This window comes from Nitrospirota bacterium (genome assembly GCA_015233895.1).
Lineage (GTDB): Bacteria > Nitrospirota > Thermodesulfovibrionia > Thermodesulfovibrionales > Magnetobacteriaceae > Magnetomonas.
The window spans coordinates 1-22,602 of the sequence record JADFXG010000010.1; the positions used below are offsets into that span (position 1 = coordinate 1).

Genomic DNA, 22,602 nt, shown 5'->3' on the forward strand with positions numbered 1-22,602 from the left:
ATTCCAACAACTTTTGGTAAGTGGATATAGGAAAATTGAGATTATATACAAGAAGGTTATTTCGTTGTTAAACGTTAATATATATAGGACTGACCATTATTATCCTAAAATATTCGGGTAATGTCAGGGGTTTAAGGGGACAGTACAGAGTCCTTCCCCTTTCTATCTTTCCCTTATTATTTTTCGTATTTTTTCACAATTATATCGGTTAGTTTTCTTTTTGGCACATAGTGGACTGAGTTTTCATCGCGCCAGTACTGTATGCCAGCGCCATCTGCTAACTCAGTGACTATTATTTGCTCTTTTGGTTTTCCTATGGGTATTACCATTAGAATTTCCAGTGTGTCCGGGATTTCAAGGATTTTCCGTAGCTCTTCCTTCTTTATGGAAATGACAATACAGCCGCCCAGTCCTTTTTCTCTGAGAGCCAGAAGGATGGTCTGTGCCGCTATGCCGTGGTCACAGATTATATTTTTACTGATACTTGTATCTCCAAGCATAACAATGTATGCGGCAGGGCGCTCACCAATTGCAGGCCCCGGCCAGTCCTTTAAGTACCCGGCCCAGGCAAGTGTGCTGAAAATGAGCTCGTTTGTCTCTGTATTGTTTGACATTATGTATTTAAGCGGCTGAAGGTTTGCTGCCGACGCGGTATATCTTGATATATCAACAGCCCACGAAAGCGTCTCCATAGTAACCGGAACATCCTGATAAAATCTCCTTACTGAACGGTTTCCCTTAACCAGTTCCTCTATCACTCTAAACCTCCTTTGTAATTACAACTTAGCATTTTTTAAAGCGTTTTTACACGTACAGCCATGAAGCTCGTCAATCTCTGACACAACCTGAAACAACAGATTGTTCAGTTTTTGAGAAACCTTTCTGACAGCATCAATCACCTCAGAGGTTGTGAGTTTTTCTTTGCTGATTCCTGCTGCATTATTTGTAACGGTGGCAATGGTGGCATAACAGAGTTCAAGCTCTCTTGCCAAAATTGCCTCCGGCATCTGAGTCATTCCAACCATGTCTGAGCCAAGCTGCCCGTAGAGTTTAATCTCAGCTCTGGTTTCAAAACGGGGGCCCTCGGTGCAGACATAGGTTCCTCTTGGCAGAACCGGAATATTACATTCTGCGGCACTTTTTAAAATAAACTCTCTAAGCGCCGGACAGTAGGGCTCGGTAAAATCCACGTGATACACGGCATCCGAGTCAAAAAACGTGGTAGGACGATTTTTAGTCATATCTATAATTTGGTCTGGGAGCACAAGATCACCGGGCGTCAGCAGTGAGCTTATAGAGCCCACAGAGCCTGTGGCTATTATGGTTTTAACCCCAAGCTTTCTCATTCCCCAGATGTTTGCCCGGTAGTTAATCATATGCGGAGGAATGTTGTGTGAGGAGTTATGTCTGGGTAAGAAAACTACGTCTTTGCCGCCTATTTTTACTATCTTAAAATTATCCGAGGGCTTGCCAAAAGGCGTCTCAAGTGGAAGATCTTTGACCTTTTGAAGTCCTTTCATTTCGTAGATGCCGCTTCCCCCTATAATCCCTATGTTTGCCATCTTATAAGCCTCCTATTATTTCTAATAAGCTTTGTTTATAGTATAATGTATCAGTACCATATATATAGCAGTGTATAATATAGTCTAAAAGACAGAAAAAAAGCCAAAGGAGGCTTATATTAATGTTAAAAGAAGAGCTTTGCCATGATCTGATAAGGGCGGCATTAAGCCGTGGAGGGGATTACTGCGATGTTTTTTTTGAATCTAAAACCCCCCTTTCTATCTCCCTTGAGGATGGCAATATAGAGAGATTTCTTACAGGCAACGATACCGGAGCAGGGATAAGAGTGATAAGCCGTGACAGGAGTTGCTATGCTTACACAAACGAATTGACCTCCGGCGCTCTTTTAGAGGCAGCAAAGGGGTTAAGTCTTGCAGTGAAAGGGAGAGAGCCACAGGATATTACAATTAAGCTTATGCACTCAAAACCGGCTATAGATTTTAAAATACTAAAACCTCCCGCTTCAGTCAAAGCTGAGGAAAAAACGGACTTAGTAAAACGAGCCGATAGTGCGGCAAGAGCACAGGGAGATAAAATCAGGCAGGTCTCGGTTAGCTACAACGACTACATTCAGCGTGTGATGATAGTTAACTCAGAGGGGATTTTGTGTGAGGATGAGCGTGTGCAGAGTTTTTTTACGGTAACAGTGGTAGCTTCTGATGGTGGTGTAATACAGAGCGCTTATGAGTCAGCGGGAGGATTCACCGGTTTTGAGCTTTTTGATTCCATTGATGTTGAAGATGTTGCAGTAAAGGCCGCAAAACGGGCGCTCTCTATGCTTAAAGCCAGCCGGATACAAGGCGGGCGGATGCCTGTGGTAATATCCTCAGAGGCCGGAGGGACTATGATTCACGAGGCGGTAGGGCACGGGCTTGAGGCAGACTTAACCGGCCAGGGACTTTCTGTCTATGCCGGTAAACTCGGCCAACGTGTTGCTTCAGACGCTATCACTGTGATTGATGACGGAACAATACCTTATAAACGCGGCTCCTTCCGGTTTGATGATGAGGGAACACACTCAGGCAGAAATGTGCTGGTAGAAAACGGCATTTTGGTCAAGTACATGAACGACCGACTTTGGGCGATGAAAGACGGCGTAGCTCCAACTGGAAACGGGAGGCGGGAATCCTACAAGTACAGACCAATTCCGAGAATGACAAACACCTATCTTGCCGCTGGAACGGATAAGGCTGAGGTTGCCGTCAAGGGAATCAAAGAGGGGCTGTTTGTTAAGAAAATGGGAGGCGGTCAGGTTAATACAGTAAACGGTGATTTTGTGTTTGACGTTCAGGAGGGATACTTAATTAAAGACGGATGTGTTGAAGAGCTTGTAAGAGGGGCAACTCTTTGTGGAAACGGCCCGGAGGTGCTGAAGTCAATTGATTTTATATCATCGGATTTAGAGTTTGCCATTGGCACGTGCGGAAAGGATGGTCAGGGAGTGCCAGTTACAGATGCCCTGCCGACGATACGAATACCGGAGATTGTGGTCGGAGGCGCCTCACGGTGATTGATAATACCAGGAGGAATTAACCACAGATGAACACAGATAAGCACGGATGAAGAAAAAATAACCATTTAAAATACACAAATTGCAGATGTTTGGTTACAAAAGTAATAATAAATTTTTACAATAAGTAATTTTCACTTGACAATTGTTTTTATCTGTGGTAGTCTGTCGGCAAGAGCGTGGGAGGGGGCAATATAAGTAATGTTAGATACAAATAGTTCTCTGAAAAAGAGTACAATTAATAAGCGCAACATCTATCTATCTATCTATCTATCTATCGCACGAAAAAGCCAAAAGTAACACCACCCATAATAACATCACAACTTCCTTACAAAATACTTATGCCTTATATCTGTTTAAATCTCGCTATAAACCCAAGCGAAATATCCTATTTTTGTTTGGGTTTCTGGGGTTTCTGTAATATAGAGTTCAAGGGTAGCGTGTCTGCCAATGATTTTTAGGGGGGGAATATGGGGTCTGTTTTTAAATCAAATAAGTTTTTAAAAGGGTTATTAATAGTTCTTATAATTATGTTCTCTATATCATTATTTACCATTGTTGGTTTAGCGTTAGCAGATAATTACAACTGGACAGCACGAACAAGCTCTGGCAGCAGAAATTGGTCAGCAATAACTTCATCACCTGATGGGACAAAACTTGCCGCTGTTGTTGGTGATGGTGGATATATTTACACATCAACAGATTCAGGCTCTACATGGACTGAACGAACTGGTGCTGGTGGCAGAAATTGGATATCAATCGCATCTTCATCAGATGGTACAAAACTTGCTGCTGCCGTTTATGTTGGTGGATATATTTACACATCAACAGATTCAGGTGCCACATGGACCGCGCGAACAAATGCAGGTAGCCATTATTGGAGACAAATAGCATCTTCATCAGATGGTTCAAAACTTGCAGCTGCAAATGAAGATTATGCTGCACTTAGTTCTTCTAGTGGTTATATCTATACATCAACTGATTCAGGCGCCACATGGACAGCTCAAACGAGTTCAGGTAGCAGGTATTGGACTGGGATAGCATCTTCATCAGATGGAACAAAACTCGCTGCTATAGTAGAAGCTGGTGGGTATATTTATACATCAACAGATTCAGGCGCTACATGGACTGAGCGCTCTGGTACTTACATCAACAGTTGGAGCTATATATCATCATCACCAGATGGGTCTAAACTTGCAGCAGCAGCTTCTCAAGGCTATATTTATACATCAACAGATTCAGGTGCCACATGGACAACTCAAACGAGCTCTGGTAATAGATATTGGCAATCAGTAGCGTTATCATCAGATGGTTCCAAACTCGTAGCTTATGCTGCTACAACCGGCGTTACACCAAGTATGTACACATCAACAAATTCCGGAACCTCATGGACTTATGAAAATAGTATTGGCGGCATATATTGTTATTCTCTCGCAATCTCAACAGATGGCTCTAAGGTTGCTTGTGCAGGTCATGATGGATCTACTTCAGAATATATCTACACCGGAGTATTATCATCAAGCGGTAGCTCCTCAACAACCACAACCGCTGTATCTTCATCAAGCACAACTACAACCGCCGTATCATCATCCTCATCAACCACTACCACAGGCATCGGTTCATCAACCACTACAACGGGAATTGGTTCAACTACCACGACATCATCAAGAGTTGGTTCAACCACAACGACTACGGGAGTAGTTACATCTACAACAGCAACGACCACAGCAATACCAACGGATTTTTCAAAAACTATAACTTATTTTTTGCCGTATCTTCACACAAACACAAATAATGTGGTATATTGTGTGGTATCTAACAATAGCACATCAAAGGATGCTCTTGGAGTCTTAACTGTGCTTTCAAATAGTGGTACTAATAAGCCGTCTCAAACAAATGAACCCACCGGATTCCCGATTACAGCCAAACAAACATCAATGATTATTTTTAGCGGCGCTAGTGTTACATCCGGTACAACTACTGTGGATATAACCACAAATACCGACAACACAGGCAATAATTCATCGCTAATATATTATTCTGCAAAAATTGGTTATGGAACCTATGATGCTGATGCAACGTGTGATACGATAGGAATGACTTGTTTCCAGGGCACTACAAGTCCTAAACGGAATATAAGGGGATTTTTTTGCTATGACGGAACTGCATACTTGCCACACTGAGACAGCAATAATTTATAGTGTTCTTAAATGAATAAATTAAGGAGTGAAAAATGGGAGATAACAAAATTAGTATAATAAAGTCTATTGTGTTTCTATTAATTTTTGGGATTATTCTGCTGTTATCAAAACACATAGAATTAAATGCAGAGACAAATCCAAGAGATTTTATAAATACTACAACGACAACAGCGTTTGGCATAAGCCCAGGAGATAGTACGACAACAACAGCAATCGCGCTATCAACAACGACGACAACAACAGCAATCGCACTGTCAACAACGACGACAACAGCAATCGCACTATCAACAACAACAGCAACAACGACCACATCGATACCAACAGATTTTTCAAAAACTATAACTTATTTCCTGCCGTATCTTCACACAAACACAAATAATGTGGTATATTGCGAGGTATCCAACAATAGCACATCAAATGGTGCACTTGGAGTTCTAACCGTACTCTCAAATAGTGGTACGAATAAGCCGTCTCAAACAAATGAACCTACCGGCTTTCCGATTACAGCCAAACAAACAGCAATGATTACATTTAGCGGAGCCAGTGTTACGTTGGGAGGAACCACCGTGGATATAACCACGAACACAGACAATACAGGTGCTAATTCATCGCAAGTATATTATTCTGCAAAAATTGCGTTTGGCACTTATGATTCCACTGCAACTTGTGACACGATAGGAATGACGTGTTTTCAGGGGACTACAAGTCCTAAACGTAACTTAATCGGTTATCTTTGTTTTGATACTATTTATTATGCTCATTAGTGGTTCACATATAAAATGAAAAAAGGAGAAAAGAATGGAAAATAAGTATTCAATGAAAATAGTAGCTTTAGTAGTGTTGATGATGTTTGGGTTTTGCGGGAATTTATGGGCAACAGCATACTATTACCTACCATATTTCCATACTAATGCTGGCAATGTTATCTACTGTGTTGCGTCAAATACTACAAACGGTACTGTAACTCCAACGATTACTGTAACAGCAGCTTCTAACGCATCCCCTACATCAAATACTTATACGCTATCTGATATTGCGGCCAAAACAAGTCAAATGATAACATTCTCAGGAACATCTGTTTTAGAAGGAACATCTGTTACAAGTATTTTAGGTGCATTCAGTGGAAGTGTTACAGACACTATCAGCTATGGAGGAACATTAGCGTTTATTGGATCAGGGGATTGCAGCACCATAATAATGTCATGTTTTCAGGGTAATACAACCCCTAAGCGTAACGTTACCGGTTACAACTGTTATGACGGGACAAATCACTTTGCATATTGATTAGTTTTCAAAAACCCCACTGCTCTGTAGTGGGGTGTGTTTTTCATCTGTGTATTAGAATATCCCGGTGTAATTCCAAATGTAATTCCAAATAGAGACCGTTGCAAAAATATTATAACACCAAAGTTGAGTTCAAAAATATAACAAAATGTTATAGAAAAAGGATGAGATTGCCACACCCCCTGCGGGGGTTCGCAATGACGGCGTGGGCTGTGCGTGGGCGTACCTATCCGTCATTACGAGGAGCGATAGCGACGTGGTAATCTCATCATTATTATATTTTAGGCTGCTACTCGGTATTAATTGGGAAATACTTTTCCCCCATTTTGGGAATTTTGCAACGGTCTCAAATTGACAAAAACCGGAAATTATTGTTAGCATTTTCTTGTACAAAAGTCAATTGATTTTATATCAGGGGATTTAGGGTTTGCCATCGGCACGTGAGGAAAAGACGGTCAGGGAGTGCCTGTTACAGATGCTCTGCCGACAATACGAATACCGGAGATTGTGGTCGGCGGCGCCTCGTAATAACTTTAGTGGAACTATGGCTAAAGCAGCTACCGGAGTGTTTAAACTTTTTATAACATAGTATTGTTAAGAAGTGAACGGCAGGTTGTCTCCAATATATCGAGTTTGGTTTGCACAATGTCCCAAATAATTGGAAGACTAACGCCAAAATATTCATGAATGAGAATGTTACGAATACCTACGATTTTTCGCCATTGTATTTCAGGTGCAGCTTGAAGATATAATTCTGGCAATTGTGCTGCCGCCTCACCTATAATTTCAAGGTTTCGGACTACTGCATCCTGAGTTTTTCTATCTTTAATGAAACTATCATAATCCATTCCTCTAAGATACTTCCGGATACGCTCAATAGCTCCCAGAATATCCTCTAAATATAAACTACCGTCCCTAAACATAAACAGTTTCCCGTTCGATAACCGCTTTAATTCGCTGCTTAACGGTATCAGCCATCACCAAATCCACGGGGTGGCCAAATAATTCCTCGAGGCGGAACTTCAGATCCATGTAATTGTCAAAAGTCGGACTCTCAAATTCCACAATTACATCCACGTCACTGTCAGACCGTTGCTCTCCTCTGACGCTGGAACCGAAAACACCAATCCGTCTTACCGTGTAACGCTCTGATAACTCTACACGTATTGCTGATATTGCAGTTAATATTTCGTTGAGTTTTGTCATAACTATGCCTTAAAAACTTATTTGTCCTAAATTACAACCACAAATCAGGGTATTGAACATAAAGTCAGGGTTTGTTCTTTCTACGATAGCTTTAATATTGCCTTCTTAAAATATAGATTAATATTCGCTTTTTGTCAAGTTACAATGCGTCACATGGTAATCAGTATAAATTGACAAATATCGGGGAAAATTGTTAGCATTCTCTTGCACAAACGGAACCATTTTTAACTTATTGCTGCTTAGTGCATAAAATATCGTTTCTGAGGAGTTTGAAAACTAAAATGGAACATTTACTCTTCATTACAAAAATAAAATCATATTTTACTAAAGCACTCTTTGCTGCATTTGTAATGGTTTTGATGCACACCCCGCTCTTATATGCCGACTCAGACACAATAGCTCCCGGCTCTGTGCTTACAGTGGAGTCTTCTGTGGAGACGGCCATTAAACACCATCCTGAACTTCTCACTTACTATTACGCAATAAAAGCAAAAGAGGCACAGGCAGGACAGGCGCGTGCCGGGTTTTTTCCACGCCTTGATTTCACATATTCATACACAAGAACTCAGTTGCTACACGATTTCCCTGCCGTATCGCAAAAGGTTTATAATAACTCAGATTTTTACACTGCCCTGGGAGTTACTCAAACCATCTACGATTTTGGAAAAATCAACACAAACCTTGAAATCTCTAACCTTAAACTTGAAGCCTCCAATTTCGATTACATCTCAAAGCTTAACTCTATAACCTATGATGTTAAAAAAGCATACTTTGACGTGCTTAAGGCGCTAAAATCTTATGATGTTGATAATGAAACCGTTACTCAGTTCACTCAGCACCTTGAGCAGGCTAAAGACTTCTACAAGGCCGGCACTAAGTCCAGATATGACGTGACTAAGGCTGAGGTGGATTTAAGTAATGCAAAACTCACACTCTTAAAAGGTGAAAATGCACTTAAACAGGCCTGGGTATCTCTTAATAACGCTATGGGTATCTATTCAGCATCAGAATATAAACTTACCGACGCTCTTTATGTGCCGTTTGATATAACACTTGAAGAGGCCATGGAGCGTGCCATGAAAAATCGTCCTGATTTGAAATCACTTATATCTCTGAGAGATGCGGCGAAAAAATCCATCAAATACGCTAAGACTGACTATTATCCTACAGTGTCCGGTTCTGCCTCCTACATGTTTGACGGCAGCAATTATCCTGTAGATAACGGCTGGAGTGCCGGAATTATACTCAGCTGGAACATTTTTAAGGGGCTTGAAACAAAGCAGAAGGTGGCTGAGGCTGCGGCTGATTTGGATTCGGCTGACTCTAAAATTAATGCTCTTAAGCTTGATATTCAAAGCGCAATCCAAAAAGCATACCTTGACCTTAAGCTTGCTAAAGAGAGTATCGCCAATGCAAAAATACAGTTACAGCAGGCTTTGGAAAACCTTGAAATTGTTAAACTCAGGTATGAATCTGGTCTCAGCGGCCCTGTTGAGTTAACCGATGCCATTGTGACAAGCCAAAACGCAAACCTCACCTACATAAATGCCCAGTACGATTACAAAATTGCTGTTGCGGCTATAGAAAAAACCATGGGTAGATAGTAATTTCAGAAGGTTAAAGAACGCTATGATTAGGGCAAGAACAGAGCAGTGGGTAAAAGCCGAAGCGGAGAGTATATTCCATGAGTTAGGCATGTCTGTTACAGAGGCTATCAATCTATTTTATCTCAGGTATTGTTAACATTTTACATATCTTACTTGCAAGAGCATTTGGAATTTCTATGTGCCTTGGGATAGCCTCAACAGCTCCTGTCAATGGATTCATCCACGAACCTCCCTCCCGCTTTAGATAACAACCATACATACGCAGGTGCCTCAGTAGAGCGCTTCGTTTCATGAAACAGTAATTACCTCATACAACGCATCTCCAGGAATGCCACGGAGTGCATCCTCCCTCCTGTCTTGCAGTATTAATGAGATAGCATCAGCAAGGTTTTGTTTGCATTGCTCTATAGTCTTTCCCTGTCCGTTAGCGCCGGGAACCTCAGGACAATAACCAATATACCACTTACCGTCTTTTTCTATAATTGCTGAAAATTCGTTACGCATAATTCAACCCCTTTTGCTTTGTTAAATTATTTTTGGTTTATATTATTATACCAAAGAAGGAGCTACAAATCCTCATACTGTCTGACCAATTAATGTTAATATAGCCACACTTATTATGAATGAAGATAAGCACAGGTTTTCAGCGCTGTATGTGAAGGAGTTCAGGCATTATTTCTTAGCTCAGGCTGTATCGCTTTCAGGAACGTGGATACATCAGACTGCTGCCGGATGGCTTATGTACTCTCTGACGAAGTCCGCGTTTTATCTGGGTCTGCTTGGTGTGTCACTTTCCCTGCCGATTCTTTTGTTTACACTGGTAGGGGGAGTGTTAGCCGATAGATTTAAAAAAAGAGAGCTTCTTATCTTGACTCAGACTCTGTCCATAATACCAGCTGCAATTCTTGCCCTGTTATTAGCCTTTAATATGATAAAAGTATGGGAAATCATAGCAATGTCGTTTCTCCTTGGCACTATTAACTCCATAGATACTCCGGTAAGACAGTCATTTCTGATAGAGATAGCAGGGAAAAACAATATTTTAAACGCTGTTGCACTGACCTCTACGATTTTTCATGCAGCACGGGCTGTGGGCCCTGTAATTGCCGGATTTGCTATAAACCACTTTGGGTTTTCTGTCTGTTTTGTATTAAATGCCGTTTCCTTTCTGCCTGTTGTGTATGTCCTCATACGGATGAAAATCACGTGTGACAACGAAAAATCCGCACCACAGAGTATGTTTAAGGAGTTTTCAGATGGTCTGACGTACGTTATAAAATCCCACCGCATTGCTTTTATTATGGTAACAATAACGGTTTTTAGCCTTTTTTGCATACCATATAATCATTTTCTACCGCTTTTCATAGACGAAGTGTTTCATTCAAATGTTGTAGGGCTTGGGCTTCTGATGTCGGCAACAGGGGTAGGTTCATTGTGTGCCGGATTTATTATTGCTTACAGTGGTGATATCAAAAACAAAAGGAAGTTCATGTCTGTAACGGGACTTCTGTTTCCGCTTTCTCTGTTTACATTTTGTTTTGTAAAAAACTTTACAGTTGCGATGTTGCTTTTAGCGTTTACAGGTTTTAATTTAGTATCATTTTTGGCAACAGCTAACAGCTACATTCAGCTTAAGATACCAGACTCAGTCAGGGGCAGGGTTATGAGTGTTTACACGTTAATGTTTCTTGGAATGGCTCCCCTTGGTGCGGCTCTGATTGGCTCTTTGGCACAACTATGGAGTATAGAAAGAACCATCGCCGTCACAACAAGTGTAAGCTTGTCCGGCTTTTTAATATTTAGAAGGAAATGGGCTAATTAATTAAACACCGCACTGCCGCCTTGATATTCGGCAGTGCTGGTTCAATTGTATGTTTTAAGCCAGTTTAGCGACCTTTAAGGCCATCCGCGAAATTTTGCGTGATGACGTATTTCTGTGAATAATCCCCTTAGAAGCGGCCTTAAAAAAAGCGCTCTCAGCCTCAATTAATTGCTTCTGAGCCTCTTCTTTTTTATTTGCGGCAATGGATTCCTGCACTTTTCTTGCAAGGGTACGCAGTCTGCTTACTGTCATTTTGTTAATAAGCTGACGCTTCAATGCCTGTCGCGCCCTCTTTTTTACCGACTTGCTTTTCTTAGGTCTTGATCTTGCTGCCATTGATTCACTTACTCCTTTTTATTTACTCCTGTTATAGTATATACATATTTTTTCATGCTATACCGCGTCACACGACCGATTCGAGAGGTAGTTCCACGTGTTAGCGTCTATTTCGTCTATATATTCCGACAGGAGAAAGCGTGCGCCGCAATCCAAGCAGCGTAATTCCACCGATCGTCACCTCACTATGAGGTCTAATGGTTTGCCGCAATCACGGCATTTCATCATTCCTCTTTGTCTTTCCACTGTCAACCACCTCTTTTTATCAGACTATCACTATAGCTATATTATATATCATCACAATATATATTTAAAATGCAAGAGGATTTTTTTTATTTCAGGTATTTGACTATTTTTTTTTGTTTTATTATAATTACTCTTATATCGAGTTGCAGTCAGAAGCATAGCGAGGCGGCAAGGAGAAAGTGACGCAGGCGTACTTTTTAGTACGTTGAGGAGCTTTTGACGAAGCCAACAAAGCTAGGCGATAGAATGCGACTTGGTATTAGTATAGGATTTCAGCATCCCGGAACACGGTGCAAGTCCGTGGCAGTCCCTCTGCTGTAAATGGTGATGAGGGTTGCAGATTTTAGCCACTGCTATGGGGGTTAACCATAGTGGGAAGGCGGCAGCCTACAGGTTAGTAGCCATAAGCCAGAAGACCTGCTGAAATTTTAAAGGAATTATCTATTAGGAATCTGATGGTAAAGGGTTCCGGAGGACTTTGGTGTCCTTCGGAACCCTTTTTTTTATTGTTAATCTTAAATCAGGAGGCAGTACAATGACACAAATTGAAAAGGCACAAAAAGGTGAAATCACAGAGGAGGTTAAGGCGGTTGCAGTATGTGAGAGCCTTGACGCTGCGCTTATAAGCGCAAGGGTAGCCTCGGGTAAAATAACAATCCCTTCTAATCCAAAAAGAAAATCGAAAACTATTGGTATCGGCAAAGGGTTACACACAAAGGTTAACGCCTCAATAGGTACTTCAACCGACATTGTTAACCCTGAGATGGAAATAGAAAAAGCAAAGATTGCAGAAAAATACGGTGCCGACACAATAATGGACTTAAGTGTGGGCGGAAATCTGGCTGAAATCAGAAAGTCTGTGATGGATGCCGTAACGCTGCCCTTAGGAACCGTCCCTCTTTATGAGGCATTTGCTGTGGCTGCTGAAAAATACGGCTCAATCACAGGAATGCCTGAGGAACTGCTATGGGAGGTCATAGAAAGACAGTGCGAGGAGGGGGTGGCCTTTATGGCAATCCATTGCGGGATAAACAGACTTACCTTAGAGGTACTGAAAAAGCAGCACTACCGGTATGGAGGATTGGTTTCAAAGGGTGGGGCATGTATGGTGGCATGGATGCAGTACAACAACAAGGAAAATCCCTTATACGAAAAATTTGACCGTGTTGTTAGTATTTTGAAAAAGTATGACGTAGTTTTAAGTCTTGGTAATGGATTTCGTGCAGGGGCAATTCATGATGCTACGGACAGGGTTCAGATACAGGAGTTAATTATCAACTGTGAGTTTGCAGAGCTTGGAAGGGAGATGGGTTGCCAGACAATGGTAGAGGGCCCTGGACACATTCCAATTAACGAGATAGAGGCAAACATCATTTTGGCTAAAAAACTAAGCGGAGAGGCTCCGTTTTATATGCTGGGGCCAATTACCACAGACATAGCGCCCGGTTATGACCACATAACATCCGCAGTAGGGGCAGCTCTGTCATCGTCATATGGTGTGGATTTCCTCTGTTATGTAACACCTGCCGAACACATAGCTTTGCCTTTTCCGGAGGACGTGAGAGAGGGTGTAATAGCAGCAAAGATAGCGGCTCACATCGGTGATATGGTAAAGCTCAGGGATACTGAAAGAGATAAAAAAATCAGCAAGGCAAGAAGGAATATGGACTGGCAGAGTCAGTTTTCTCTGGCAATTGATACACAGAGGGCTATTGAGATAAGAAATAAAAGGGGGGATGCGAGCGATCACTCCTGCACAATGTGCGGAAAGTTCTGTGCTAACGATATGCTGCAGGGCATGTTTGAAGAACACACCAGAGGGACAGACAAACACTAATTCTAATTCAATTGTCTAACTTTGTTAGCTTCGTTACAAGCTCCTCAACGTACAAACAGTACGTCTGCGTCGCTTGCTCCTTGCCGCCTCGTTATACTTCTGAATTAGAATCAGTATTAGGTATAAAACAGAGTAGAGGGGGTGCGTATTGACAAAAACACAGTCTTATGTTTAGGATAGATTAGTGTGACCATGAGGGAGATCGTAATGATAAAAAGAGTTAAGAGAGCTGCGGTTTTCATCGTTATGTCTGTCAGTATGTTATTGTTGCCGGAGCTATGCAGAGGCGAGAGCAATGTGTACTATTACCTGCCATATTTGTCAACAAACAGCAGTGTTGTAACATATTGTGTAGTGTCAAACACATCCACTTATGATGTGACAACGATGACGTTTGCTGTGATGGCATCCCAGTTTGTTGAAGCTTCACAAACTGCACAAACATTTTCATCATCGCTGAATTTAGGTAGGGCTAAGACATCTCTTTTTACTTTTAATCAGCAGACAGTATCGGTAGATGGTACTACCGGCCTTGACATTTCATCATACTCGCAAACAAACAGCATATACGGCGGCACTTTGAAATTTCTCTCCACATCCTCTGGCAGCATAAATTGCAAAAACATACTGATGTCATGTTTTCAGGGCACCACTACACCAAAGCGCAATCTTTTAGGATATCTTTGTGAAGACGACAGTACATCGGGGCCAGGCAGCAACTTTAACCTCATAGGTTACTAAAAGCATACTTATGCGCTATACACAAAAAAAGCGGAGAGCTTTACTTATAAGAGTATTATTAAGCTTGCTAATTATAGGTTGTTCGGTAGCATTAGTAGCTGAACTGGTTGTAAGTTCGCCTGTTTACACTGTAACGATTAATAAAACCGGTACTGGTACCGGCACAATAACCTGTGACAATGGCACTATAACCTGGTCCGGAAATACAGGAACAGTATCATTCGATAATATCACAACGGAGGTTCATTTTACACCTACAGCGGCAACTGGTGCGGTGTTTGGTAGCTGGAGCGGCTGCGACTCTGTCTCAAACAACATTTGCGCACTTACTCCTACAGACAACAAATCAATAACAGCCACATTTAATGGTGTTAATGTTTATACTCTGACGGTTAGAATAGCTGGTTTCGGAAGGGGTACGATAAGGGACAGTTCAGGTGCTATATATTTAAGTAATGACAACATCACTACAAGCGACAACGTCACTACAAGCGACAACGTCACTACAAGCGATAACTCCTCTTTTGTATCGTATAATTTCAATATGAATAGAATTGTTTACCTTACTGCAACCCCCAAAACTAATAATTACATGCTGTCATTGTGGAGCGGCTGTGACCGTGTTTACGACAACGGTACGTGTGCAATTACTATGTCAACGAGCAGGACTGTAACTGGCAGATTTTCCGGGGCATATAACGTCACCTACAACATCCCCTATGTAGTTCCAGATACAAATGGTGTTATTTATTGTGTTGTTTCAAATTTTTCGCTGGATAATGCTACAACGGACGGACTTGCAGTAATGAGCTTTCAAGGAGGTGTGGCGTCTCAGAATTACTATTATTTTCCATCAAATCTCTCGATTAAAAGAAAAAGAACCACATTTCTTATGTTTTATTCCAACAATGCAGTTATTGGCGACAACTTAACAATATATGATAACTCCACCCATGTTGATTATTCATCAGAGGTCAGCGGTAATTATCTATATGGTGTTAAATTAAAATTCACATCAACAGGTGGAATAGGAATATCCGGCATAAATTGCAAAAATATTCTTATGGCATGTTTCCAGGGTGACACGACCCCTAAGAGAAATCTTGCCGGATATACCTGTGAGGATAACAGTGCAGCAGGTCCTGGTAGAAACTCTATTATTGTAGGCTATTAGCTTTATTGAGCTATACGGTGCGTAATTAAATATTTAGTAAAATAACCCTATATCACATATTAAAGGAGCGGTAAATGGAGATAAAAGTGAGTTTTGGAGAGGGAAAAATAGTGAAGGCTGAGTTCGGCGGTTTTTTGGTGCAGACAGACCAGTCGGTTAAAAATGGAGGAGCTGGGACTGCTCCCGAGCCTTTTATGTATTTTTTGTCATCAATAGGAACCTGTGCTGGGATATATGTGCTCGGTTTTTGCCAAAAAAACAACATCCCTACAGAAAACATTTCGCTTGTGCAGAGAAACGAATTTGCTCCTGATGAAGGCGGTAAGATGAGACTCTCCAGGGTATCAATAGACATCCAGGTTCCTCCGGATTTCCCTGAAAAGTATTATGATGCAATCATCAGGGTGGCAGATCTCTGTGCTGTAAAAAAGACCATCATGTCGCCGCCTGAGTTTGACATCAAAACGGTTGTATCACCATAAATATTTGACATTTAGTTCAGATAAAGCGTAAAGTATAAATCAGGGCGATTAGCTCAGTGGTGGAGCGCTGCCTTCACACGGCAGAGGTCGCAGGTTCGAGCCCCGCATCGCCCACCATAATAATACGTTAGCTTTTTGGAGTTAGATTGGTCAACGCAGATGAGGCTGAGTGACCGGACAGCGCACACACATAGTATCACAGGTTAATTTTTTGTTGGCAGGGTCTTTTATTAATGCTCTGCTTTTTAAGTAGTAGTCGTTGTTCCAGATTGTTTTAAACCCATCCCTGAAGACGTTTCCAAAATCGTTTGAGAGTAGCCGTGTGTCTTTACAGCATGGGAGCACTCCGCCGTCATAGTTTATATAGACAGAGCGGTATGGCCATGAGCAGCCTGGATTATCCTGATTGCTTAACTCAAGACGCTTACGGGGAAAAATATCCGATATGAAATCCTCCTCGGCGCTTACCGGAAAGAAGGGTTTTATAAAACGCACGTTGTCTATGCCAAGCTCTGAAGCCTTTTTTTGTGCCAAATGGATTTCACTCTGATTAAACTTAGTAACACAAAACTGCCAGTCAATAAAGGGGGTTTTAAGGCCGTGCGCTTTACGTTCTTTTAAAATACCGGTTACGTTTTTAAAGGCAAGTTCCATGTTGCCCTTACCCATGAACTTTGAGTAGCTTTCCTGAGTAACACCGTGGCAGGAAAATATCAGTACCTCTAACCCTGATTCCACAATCCGGCGTGGCAACGTGCCTTCATCTATGTTAAGGTTTGAAGAGACTCCAACACCGATGTTTTTCTTAGTAGCGTAAGCTATCATATCGAGGGTCTCAGGAAAAAGAAACGGTTCGCCAAAACCGTAAAGGTTTATCTTAAAAAGATATGAACCGATATCGTCTATGAGTTTTTGAAAATTATCAAAAGACATTTTGCCAAAGGCACGTTCGCCGTCAACCGGTTGCCTCCTTCCTTCATAACAGTAGGCACACTTAAAATTACATATATTTGTGGTTTCAAGTTTTAAAATATAGGGCAGCGAATTGAGTCTGATTTTTTTGGTTTTGAGGTTATACTCAGTCTTTATAAAGTTAAACAGTTTTTTTATTGTCAAATGCTTCATAAACGCATATATATGCCTTTTAAGTATTTTAAACCGTGACTCCCCGTTCAATCCGTGGGTCGCAAGCCCTAAGTTCATTTAGTTTTCCTCCAAAAGCAATTTTTGTATTAATATATCATACACTACGGCTGCATTTCATTATATCAAATTATGGACAATATTGCTTATACTGGCAAAATATGTGCGCTTACAGATAATTTATAATCCTGCAATCCTAAAAAATTTATCATAAGTCTGCAATATCAGAGTTCAGTACAATAAAGCCCTTGAATAAATTATGAGTTTTCATCTATAATAGATGCTGTGGCTTTATTTTTGCCCAAACGTAAAGAACATGGGAAAATATAAATGGATCATATAGGGCTTGATGTAGGCTCAGTGAGCGTAAAGGCAGTCGTCCTGGATGAAAGCGGTAATCTAAAAGACCATGTGTATGAAAGACACAGAGGGCATCCTCTCCCTTTAACCCTTAAAATTCTAAAGGCGTATGAGGGGATGTCTTTGACGATGTCTATAACCGGTTCGGCAGGGAAAATGGTAGCTGAGGCATTGGGCATTAACCATATAAATGAACTTGCCGCCCAGTCTTATACAGCGCTAAAGTTCCACCCTGAGGTTAAAACCATAATTGAAATGGGTGGAGAGGACTCTAAACTCATTCTGCTTGGTGAAAGCTCTATACAGGATTTTTCGATGAATTCGGTTTGTGCAGCCGGCACAGGGTCGTTTTTAGACCAACAGGCTGAAAGGATGCGTCTTAGCATTGAGCAATTTAGCGACTTAGCAGTTAAGTGTGAAAAACCGCCCCGTATTGCCGGACGATGCAGTGTCTTTGCCAAATCTGATATGATACACCTGCAGCAGATAGCCACTCCGGTTGAAGATATTGTCTCTGGGCTGTGTTTTGCTGTTGCCAGAAATTTTAAGGGTGCCATTGTTAAGGGCAGACAGATATTTCCTGAAATCGCCTTTACCGGCGGTGTTGCCCTAAATAAGGGGATGGTCAGAGCATTTAAAGAGGTTTTTGCACTAAACAATCTGATTGTGCCGGAACACTGCGCTTTGACAGGAGCCATAGGCGCTGCTCTTAAAGACATTGACAGTGGGACTATTCAACACTATGATTTAAGCAGACTTGAACACTATATAAAAACCGTTAAATACTCCGATAAGGGTAAAAAGCCTCTCATTGCCGAAGGCGATGATTTTAAAAAAAGGCACATTAAAGGCGGAAACGGAAATGCAGCATCAGTAAACTTATCTGATCAGCCTCACGGCGCCTCATGTTTATCCCTGAAAAACCAACGGATTAAAGCCTACATGGGTGTTGACATTGGCTCCATTAGTACAAACGTTGCGGTTATTGACGCAACTGGAAAACTCCTTGCAAGGCAGTACCTGATGACTGCCAGCCGCCCCATAGAGGCCGTGATGCAGGGGCTCAGAGAGGTTGGAAAGTCCATCGGAGGATTTGTTGAAATCGCAGGCGTAGGAACAACTGGCTCGGGCAGGTATATGATTGCTGATTTTATCGGTGCTGATATTGTAAAAAACGAAATCACAGCTCAGGCCACCGCAGCCATTGCCATTGATAACAAAGTGGACACGATTTTTGAAATTGGCGGTCAGGACTCTAAATACATCTCTATTGAAGATGGTGTCATAGTGGACTTTGAGATGAACAAAGCGTGTGCCGCAGGCACTGGTTCATTTTTAGAAGAGCAGGCGGAAAAACTCAGTATATCCATAAAAGAGGATTTTGCAACTGAGTGCTTTGACTCCTCAAAGCCCTGTAGTTTAGGAGAGAGATGCACCGTGTTTATGGAAAACTCCCTAATGGCAAATATTCATAAAGGAGCCGAAAGAAAAGACTTACTAGCTGGCCTTTCATACTCAATCGTGGAAAACTACATAAACCGGGTGGTTGCCGGAAAGAAAATTGGCGGTAATATTTTCTTTCAGGGCGGCACTGCACACAATAAAGCGGTGGTGGCGGCTTTTGAAAAGTTTACTGGCCAGCAAGTTACCGTACCGCCTAATCATGACGTCACAGGCGCTATTGGTATGGCGCTGATTGCGCGTGACAAAATGTCTGAGACCGCAACATCGGCGTTTAAGGGATTTTCCATTGTGGACAGCACCTATTCGGTAAATTCTTTTGAATGTAAGAGCTGTGCAAATATGTGTGAAATAAATAAGGTTACAATTGACGGAGATAAGGGTAATCTCTTCTATGGCGGAAGATGTGAAAAATATGACATTAAACGTAAGCAGCATAACAACATTGAAGACCTGTTCCTATTTAGAGAACAGCTTTTGTGGAATGGGCTTGAAGACAGTTATAAGGATGCTGAGGCTAAGGGTGCGCTTAAAAACACGATTGGAATACCGTACATATTTTTAATGCACGATTATTTACCCTTTTGGAAAGTGGTACTGACTGAGCTTGGGTTTAACATTATCGTATCCCCTAAGACAAACCGTCAGGTTGTAAATCTGGGCGCAGAGGTGGTGTTATCCGAGTCCTGTTTTCCTGTAAAAACTGCACACGGCCACGTTAAGTGGCTGCTCAATAAGGGAATTAAAAATATCTTTCTGCCTTCTTATGTAAACACTGGCGGCAACAGTGAGGAGTTTTCCAAAGGCTCTCCATGCCCATACACTCAGACAATTCCTTACATGGCTCTGGCCACATTTAGCGGCATAAACGTCATAAGCCCTATAATTAACTTCTCACGCAATGATAGTTTCCTTGAAAAAGAAATTGCAGAAGCTTTTGGGGTATCCGTTGCTTCGGTCAAAAGGGTATTGCCAAAGGCTAAGGCACTGCAGAATGAGTTTCACGCCAGTATTCGTAAAAAAGGCCAGGAGGCACTCTCTCTTGTTAATGACAATGCCATAGTAATAATTGGCAGACCGTATAATGCATTTGATAGCGGCGTAAATCTTCAGATACCGCAAAAACTGGCAACTCTTGATGTAAAATCAATACCTATGGATATGCTGCCGCTATCTGAGACTGAAATCAAAGCCGACTGGCCGGATATGTACTGGAGAAGCGGACAGAGAATTTTAAAGGCTGCACGATTTATAAAAAACCATCCGAACTTATATCCGGTATTTATCGGGAATTTTAACTGTGGCCCGGATTCTTTTATTCTAAAATACTTTAAAGAGGAACTCGGAGACAAACCGTTCTTACACCTTGAGATAGATGAACACAGCGCCGATGCCGGAGCTATTACAAGATGTGAGGCTTTTTTAGACAGCATTGCTAACAGACAAAATAAGTCAACACCGAATCCAGTTGAAACAACGACTCAGCCAGTAAAGCAGAGAAAATTTGAGAAAATCTATATTCCCCGCATGTCAGACCATGCGTTTGCGCTTGCAGCAGCGTTTGAGCACTCAGGCATTGCCTCTGAGGTGCTTCCGGAAAGCGATGAGGAATCCATTGAATTGGGCAGGCGTTATGTCTCCGGAAAGGAGTGTTATCCCTGCGTGGTAACAACCGGAGATATGCTAAGAGCGGTGTTTTCCGAGGGGTTTGACGCTGATAAGTCAACTTTCTTTATGCCCGCAGGAACCGGCCCCTGCAGATTTGGCCAATACACGGTGTTTCAGCGGCTTTTGCTGGATCAGGTGGGGCTTAAGAACGTTCAGATATTTTCGCCCGTACAGGATGCGAGTTTTTATTCAGACCTTGGGATAGCGGGGCAGGACTTTGTTATGCGCTCATGGAATGGGATAGTGGCTATTGAGCTTTTAACCAAATCACTGCATGAGACACGTCCTTATGAGCTCGTTAAAGGCCAAACCGCCGAGATTTACAACCGCTACTTAATGGAAACGTATAATGCACTGCGAGGGAAAGACCTTAAGCTTGATCCAATACTAAAACGCGCAAGGAGCGAATTTCAAGCGGTTCCCAGAGCAAAAGAGGAAAGGCCACTGATAGGAGTAATTGGCGAGATATTTGTGCGCTCAAATAAGTTTTCAAATGAAAACCTTATAGAGAAAATTGAGGCACTGGGCGGAGAGGCGTGGCTTGCGCCAGTTGAAGAGTGGATTTATTATGTAAATTATTTTGGATTTAAACATGCGCTTGTACAAAAAGACTACAAGGCGCTTATGGATATAGCTATTAAGCGGGTTTATAAAAAGGCGATAGAGTACAAGTATGCCAGGCACTTCAGAGGATTCCTTAAAACCCTGCATGAGCCTGACACTGGAGCAATTATGAGAAAAGCAGCCCCATACGTGCATGAATCCTTTGAGGGTGAGACAATTCTCAGCATGGGAAAAGCTGTGGATTTAATACAGCACGGAGTGGCAGGGATTGTAAACACAATGCCTTTTGGCTGTATGCCCGGCACTATAGTGACAGCCCTTATGCGTGCCTTAAGCCGTGATTATGGTATTGCCAGTATAAGTATTCCTTATGACGGCACTGAATCCACGACAACGGAACTTCAGCTTGAGACCTTTATGGAACAGGCTTTGGGACGATATGGTAACGGTAATAATAAAATAAAAAAGCGTGAAAACAAACTGCAAGGAGGTAATTGAGTGGGTAATGTAAAGAAATGGCGTAAGAAGAAAATGTCAAAACACAAGCATAAGAAACTTCGCAGAAAGATGAAATTCCAACGTAGAAGAAAATAGGCCTATTTTTTGATAAAGAGAGTTTAATCAATACAGGGTTTCATTCAAAGACAAAATTAAATTACACCAAAAAGAGGAGATTGCGACGCTATGCTCGCAATGACGGTGAAAGTTGTTGCCTTATGATGGACAGCGGCAACAAATACAATTCTTTTCTCCGTCATTACGAGGAGCGTTAGTGACCAGAGGAATCACCTTGAGAGGAAAGTAACCTCTAGGGAGACGGAGCATTTTTGTGGACGTAAATAACAGATTGATTTTTTGTTTAGCCTTTCCTTAGAATAGTGTCATGTTAGACTATAACAATGTAATATTTAAAACTGTATTTGATTACGGGTTAAATATATTTAGTGCTATAGCCATTCTTGTAGTTGGTAACATGGCTGCAAAAATATTAAAAAGAGTTATCTCGACAATCCTTACTAAAAGTGGTCAAGAGAAAACAGTTATTTCATTTATTAGTAGTCTCATTCATGTTCTAATAATGACTTTTGCTATAATTGCCACACTTGCCAAATTTGGAATTCAAACTGCGTCTTTTATTGCAGTGATAGGCTCTGCTGGTATTGCCGTTGGCTTAGCTCTCCAAGGCTCATTAGCCAATTTCGCCTCTGGTTTTCTTATCCTATTATTCAGACCCTTTAAATCTGGTGATTTTATTGAGGCTGCTGGTGTCACAGGGCGTGTTGAAGATGTGCTTCTATTAACTACAATTCTGATTTCAACTGAAAATATCAAAATCATAATCCCTAATGGAAAACTCTACTCCGATATTATAAAAGTGTACCCTAAATCATAGTCTG

Annotated in this window: 22 protein-coding genes, 1 tRNA gene and 1 riboswitch; of the genes, 15 read left to right on the forward strand and 8 right to left on the reverse strand. The window is 41.6% G+C overall.

The window, feature by feature from the left end; genetic code table 11:
• Positions 1-176: 176 nt before the first annotated feature.
• Together HQK88_08610 and mtnP are read right to left on the reverse strand one after the other, a co-directional pair.
• Positions 177-692 (reverse strand): nitroreductase family protein, encoded by a 516-nt coding sequence (locus tag HQK88_08610; protein MBF0616863.1) that lies wholly within the window; start codon positions 690-692, stop codon positions 177-179.
• Positions 693-776: 84 nt separating this feature from the next.
• A complete protein-coding gene (mtnP, locus tag HQK88_08615) occupies positions 777-1,562 on the reverse strand; it encodes an S-methyl-5'-thioadenosine phosphorylase (protein MBF0616864.1) in 786 nt (261 codons plus the stop codon).
• Positions 1,563-1,684: 122 nt separating this feature from the next.
• On the opposite strand from mtnP, the gene HQK88_08620 reads away from it, so the two are divergent.
• The 4 genes from HQK88_08620 to HQK88_08635 all read left to right on the forward strand — a co-directional run bounded on the left by HQK88_08620 (position 1,685) and on the right by HQK88_08635 (position 6,558).
• The gene (locus HQK88_08620) at positions 1,685-3,073 is read left to right on the forward strand and encodes a TldD/PmbA family protein (GenBank protein ID MBF0616865.1); all 1,389 of its coding nucleotides are present in this window, start codon (positions 1,685-1,687) and stop codon (positions 3,071-3,073) included.
• 470 nt (positions 3,074-3,543) lie between these two features.
• Positions 3,544-5,256 (forward strand): hypothetical protein, encoded by a 1,713-nt coding sequence (locus tag HQK88_08625; protein ID MBF0616866.1) that lies wholly within the window; start codon positions 3,544-3,546, stop codon positions 5,254-5,256.
• Between the two features lie 50 nt (positions 5,257-5,306).
• Positions 5,307-6,038: a hypothetical protein gene (locus HQK88_08630; GenBank protein ID MBF0616867.1), complete on the forward strand. Its 732-nt coding sequence runs from the start codon at positions 5,307-5,309 to the stop codon at positions 6,036-6,038.
• 34 nt (positions 6,039-6,072) lie between these two features.
• The gene (locus HQK88_08635; GenBank protein MBF0616868.1) at positions 6,073-6,558 is read left to right on the forward strand and encodes a hypothetical protein; all 486 of its coding nucleotides are present in this window, start codon (positions 6,073-6,075) and stop codon (positions 6,556-6,558) included.
• A 578-nt stretch (positions 6,559-7,136) separates the two neighbouring features.
• Here HQK88_08635 and HQK88_08640 read toward each other — a convergent pair.
• Entirely contained in the window at positions 7,137-7,481 is a 345-nt protein-coding gene (locus tag HQK88_08640) for a DUF86 domain-containing protein (GenBank protein ID MBF0616869.1), read from the reverse strand.
• Positions 7,474-7,764 carry a nucleotidyltransferase family protein gene (locus tag HQK88_08645; protein MBF0616870.1) on the reverse strand — a complete coding sequence of 97 codons (291 nt, stop codon included), beginning with the start codon at positions 7,762-7,764 and terminating at the stop codon, positions 7,474-7,476. Before HQK88_08645 ends, HQK88_08640 begins: the two co-directional genes overlap by 8 nt.
• A gap of 281 nt (positions 7,765-8,045) precedes the next feature.
• Between HQK88_08645 and HQK88_08650 the strand changes: the two genes are divergently transcribed.
• Positions 8,046-9,368 carry a TolC family protein gene (locus tag HQK88_08650; protein MBF0616871.1) on the forward strand — a complete coding sequence of 441 codons (1,323 nt, stop codon included), beginning with the start codon at positions 8,046-8,048 and terminating at the stop codon, positions 9,366-9,368.
• A 25-nt stretch (positions 9,369-9,393) separates the two neighbouring features.
• Positions 9,394-9,507: a type II toxin-antitoxin system RelB/DinJ family antitoxin gene (locus HQK88_08655; GenBank protein MBF0616872.1), complete on the forward strand. Its 114-nt coding sequence runs from the start codon at positions 9,394-9,396 to the stop codon at positions 9,505-9,507.
• Here the strand turns inward: HQK88_08655 and HQK88_08660 are convergent.
• Positions 9,484-9,663, reverse strand: a complete 180-nt coding sequence (locus tag HQK88_08660; protein MBF0616873.1) for an addiction module toxin, HicA family — start codon at positions 9,661-9,663, stop codon at positions 9,484-9,486. The genes HQK88_08655 and HQK88_08660 overlap by 24 nt on opposite strands.
• Positions 9,660-9,875 carry a type II toxin-antitoxin system HicB family antitoxin gene (locus HQK88_08665; protein MBF0616874.1) on the reverse strand — a complete coding sequence of 72 codons (216 nt, stop codon included), beginning with the start codon at positions 9,873-9,875 and terminating at the stop codon, positions 9,660-9,662. Before HQK88_08665 ends, HQK88_08660 begins: the two co-directional genes overlap by 4 nt.
• 115 nt (positions 9,876-9,990) lie before the next feature.
• Here HQK88_08665 and HQK88_08670 point away from each other — a divergent pair, with 115 nt between their 5' ends.
• Positions 9,991-11,193 (forward strand): MFS transporter, encoded by a 1,203-nt coding sequence (locus HQK88_08670; GenBank protein ID MBF0616875.1) that lies wholly within the window; start codon positions 9,991-9,993, stop codon positions 11,191-11,193.
• A 54-nt stretch (positions 11,194-11,247) separates the two neighbouring features.
• Here HQK88_08670 and rpsT read toward each other — a convergent pair whose 3' ends face one another.
• On the reverse strand, positions 11,248-11,529 hold the full coding sequence (gene rpsT / locus HQK88_08675) for a 30S ribosomal protein S20 (GenBank protein ID MBF0616876.1): 282 nt from the start codon (positions 11,527-11,529) through the stop codon (positions 11,248-11,250).
• 489 nt (positions 11,530-12,018) lie between these two features.
• Positions 12,019-12,215: riboswitch (cobalamin riboswitch) on the forward strand.
• A gap of 95 nt (positions 12,216-12,310) precedes the next feature.
• Between rpsT and thiC the strand changes: the two genes are divergently transcribed.
• From thiC to HQK88_08700, 5 genes are all read left to right on the forward strand, one after another.
• Positions 12,311-13,612: a phosphomethylpyrimidine synthase ThiC gene (gene thiC / locus HQK88_08680; GenBank protein ID MBF0616877.1), complete on the forward strand. Its 1,302-nt coding sequence runs from the start codon at positions 12,311-12,313 to the stop codon at positions 13,610-13,612.
• A 207-nt stretch (positions 13,613-13,819) separates the two neighbouring features.
• Positions 13,820-14,353: a hypothetical protein gene (locus HQK88_08685; GenBank protein ID MBF0616878.1), complete on the forward strand. Its 534-nt coding sequence runs from the start codon at positions 13,820-13,822 to the stop codon at positions 14,351-14,353.
• A gap of 64 nt (positions 14,354-14,417) precedes the next feature.
• Positions 14,418-15,527: a hypothetical protein gene (locus HQK88_08690; protein ID MBF0616879.1), complete on the forward strand. Its 1,110-nt coding sequence runs from the start codon at positions 14,418-14,420 to the stop codon at positions 15,525-15,527.
• A gap of 74 nt (positions 15,528-15,601) precedes the next feature.
• Positions 15,602-16,009: an OsmC family protein gene (locus tag HQK88_08695; protein MBF0616880.1), complete on the forward strand. Its 408-nt coding sequence runs from the start codon at positions 15,602-15,604 to the stop codon at positions 16,007-16,009.
• 42 nt (positions 16,010-16,051) lie between these two features.
• Positions 16,052-16,126 (forward strand) — tRNA-Val (locus HQK88_08700).
• Positions 16,127-16,159: 33 nt separating this feature from the next.
• On the opposite strand, the gene HQK88_08705 is transcribed toward HQK88_08700, so the two are convergent.
• Complete coding sequence (locus HQK88_08705) at positions 16,160-17,212, reverse strand: SPASM domain-containing protein (protein ID MBF0616881.1); 1,053 nt, start codon at positions 17,210-17,212, stop codon at positions 16,160-16,162.
• A gap of 270 nt (positions 17,213-17,482) precedes the next feature.
• Here HQK88_08705 and HQK88_08710 point away from each other — a divergent pair, with 270 nt between their 5' ends.
• The 3 genes from HQK88_08710 (at position 17,483) to HQK88_08720 (ending at position 22,598) form a co-directional block, all read left to right on the forward strand.
• Complete coding sequence (locus tag HQK88_08710) at positions 17,483-21,703, forward strand: CoA protein activase (protein ID MBF0616882.1); 4,221 nt, start codon at positions 17,483-17,485, stop codon at positions 21,701-21,703.
• Positions 21,704-21,799 carry an AURKAIP1/COX24 domain-containing protein gene (locus tag HQK88_08715; protein MBF0616883.1) on the forward strand — a complete coding sequence of 32 codons (96 nt, stop codon included), beginning with the start codon at positions 21,704-21,706 and terminating at the stop codon, positions 21,797-21,799.
• 289 nt (positions 21,800-22,088) lie between these two features.
• On the forward strand, positions 22,089-22,598 hold the full coding sequence (locus HQK88_08720) for a mechanosensitive ion channel (protein ID MBF0616884.1): 510 nt from the start codon (positions 22,089-22,091) through the stop codon (positions 22,596-22,598).
• The last annotated feature ends 4 nt before the right edge of the window (positions 22,599-22,602 follow it).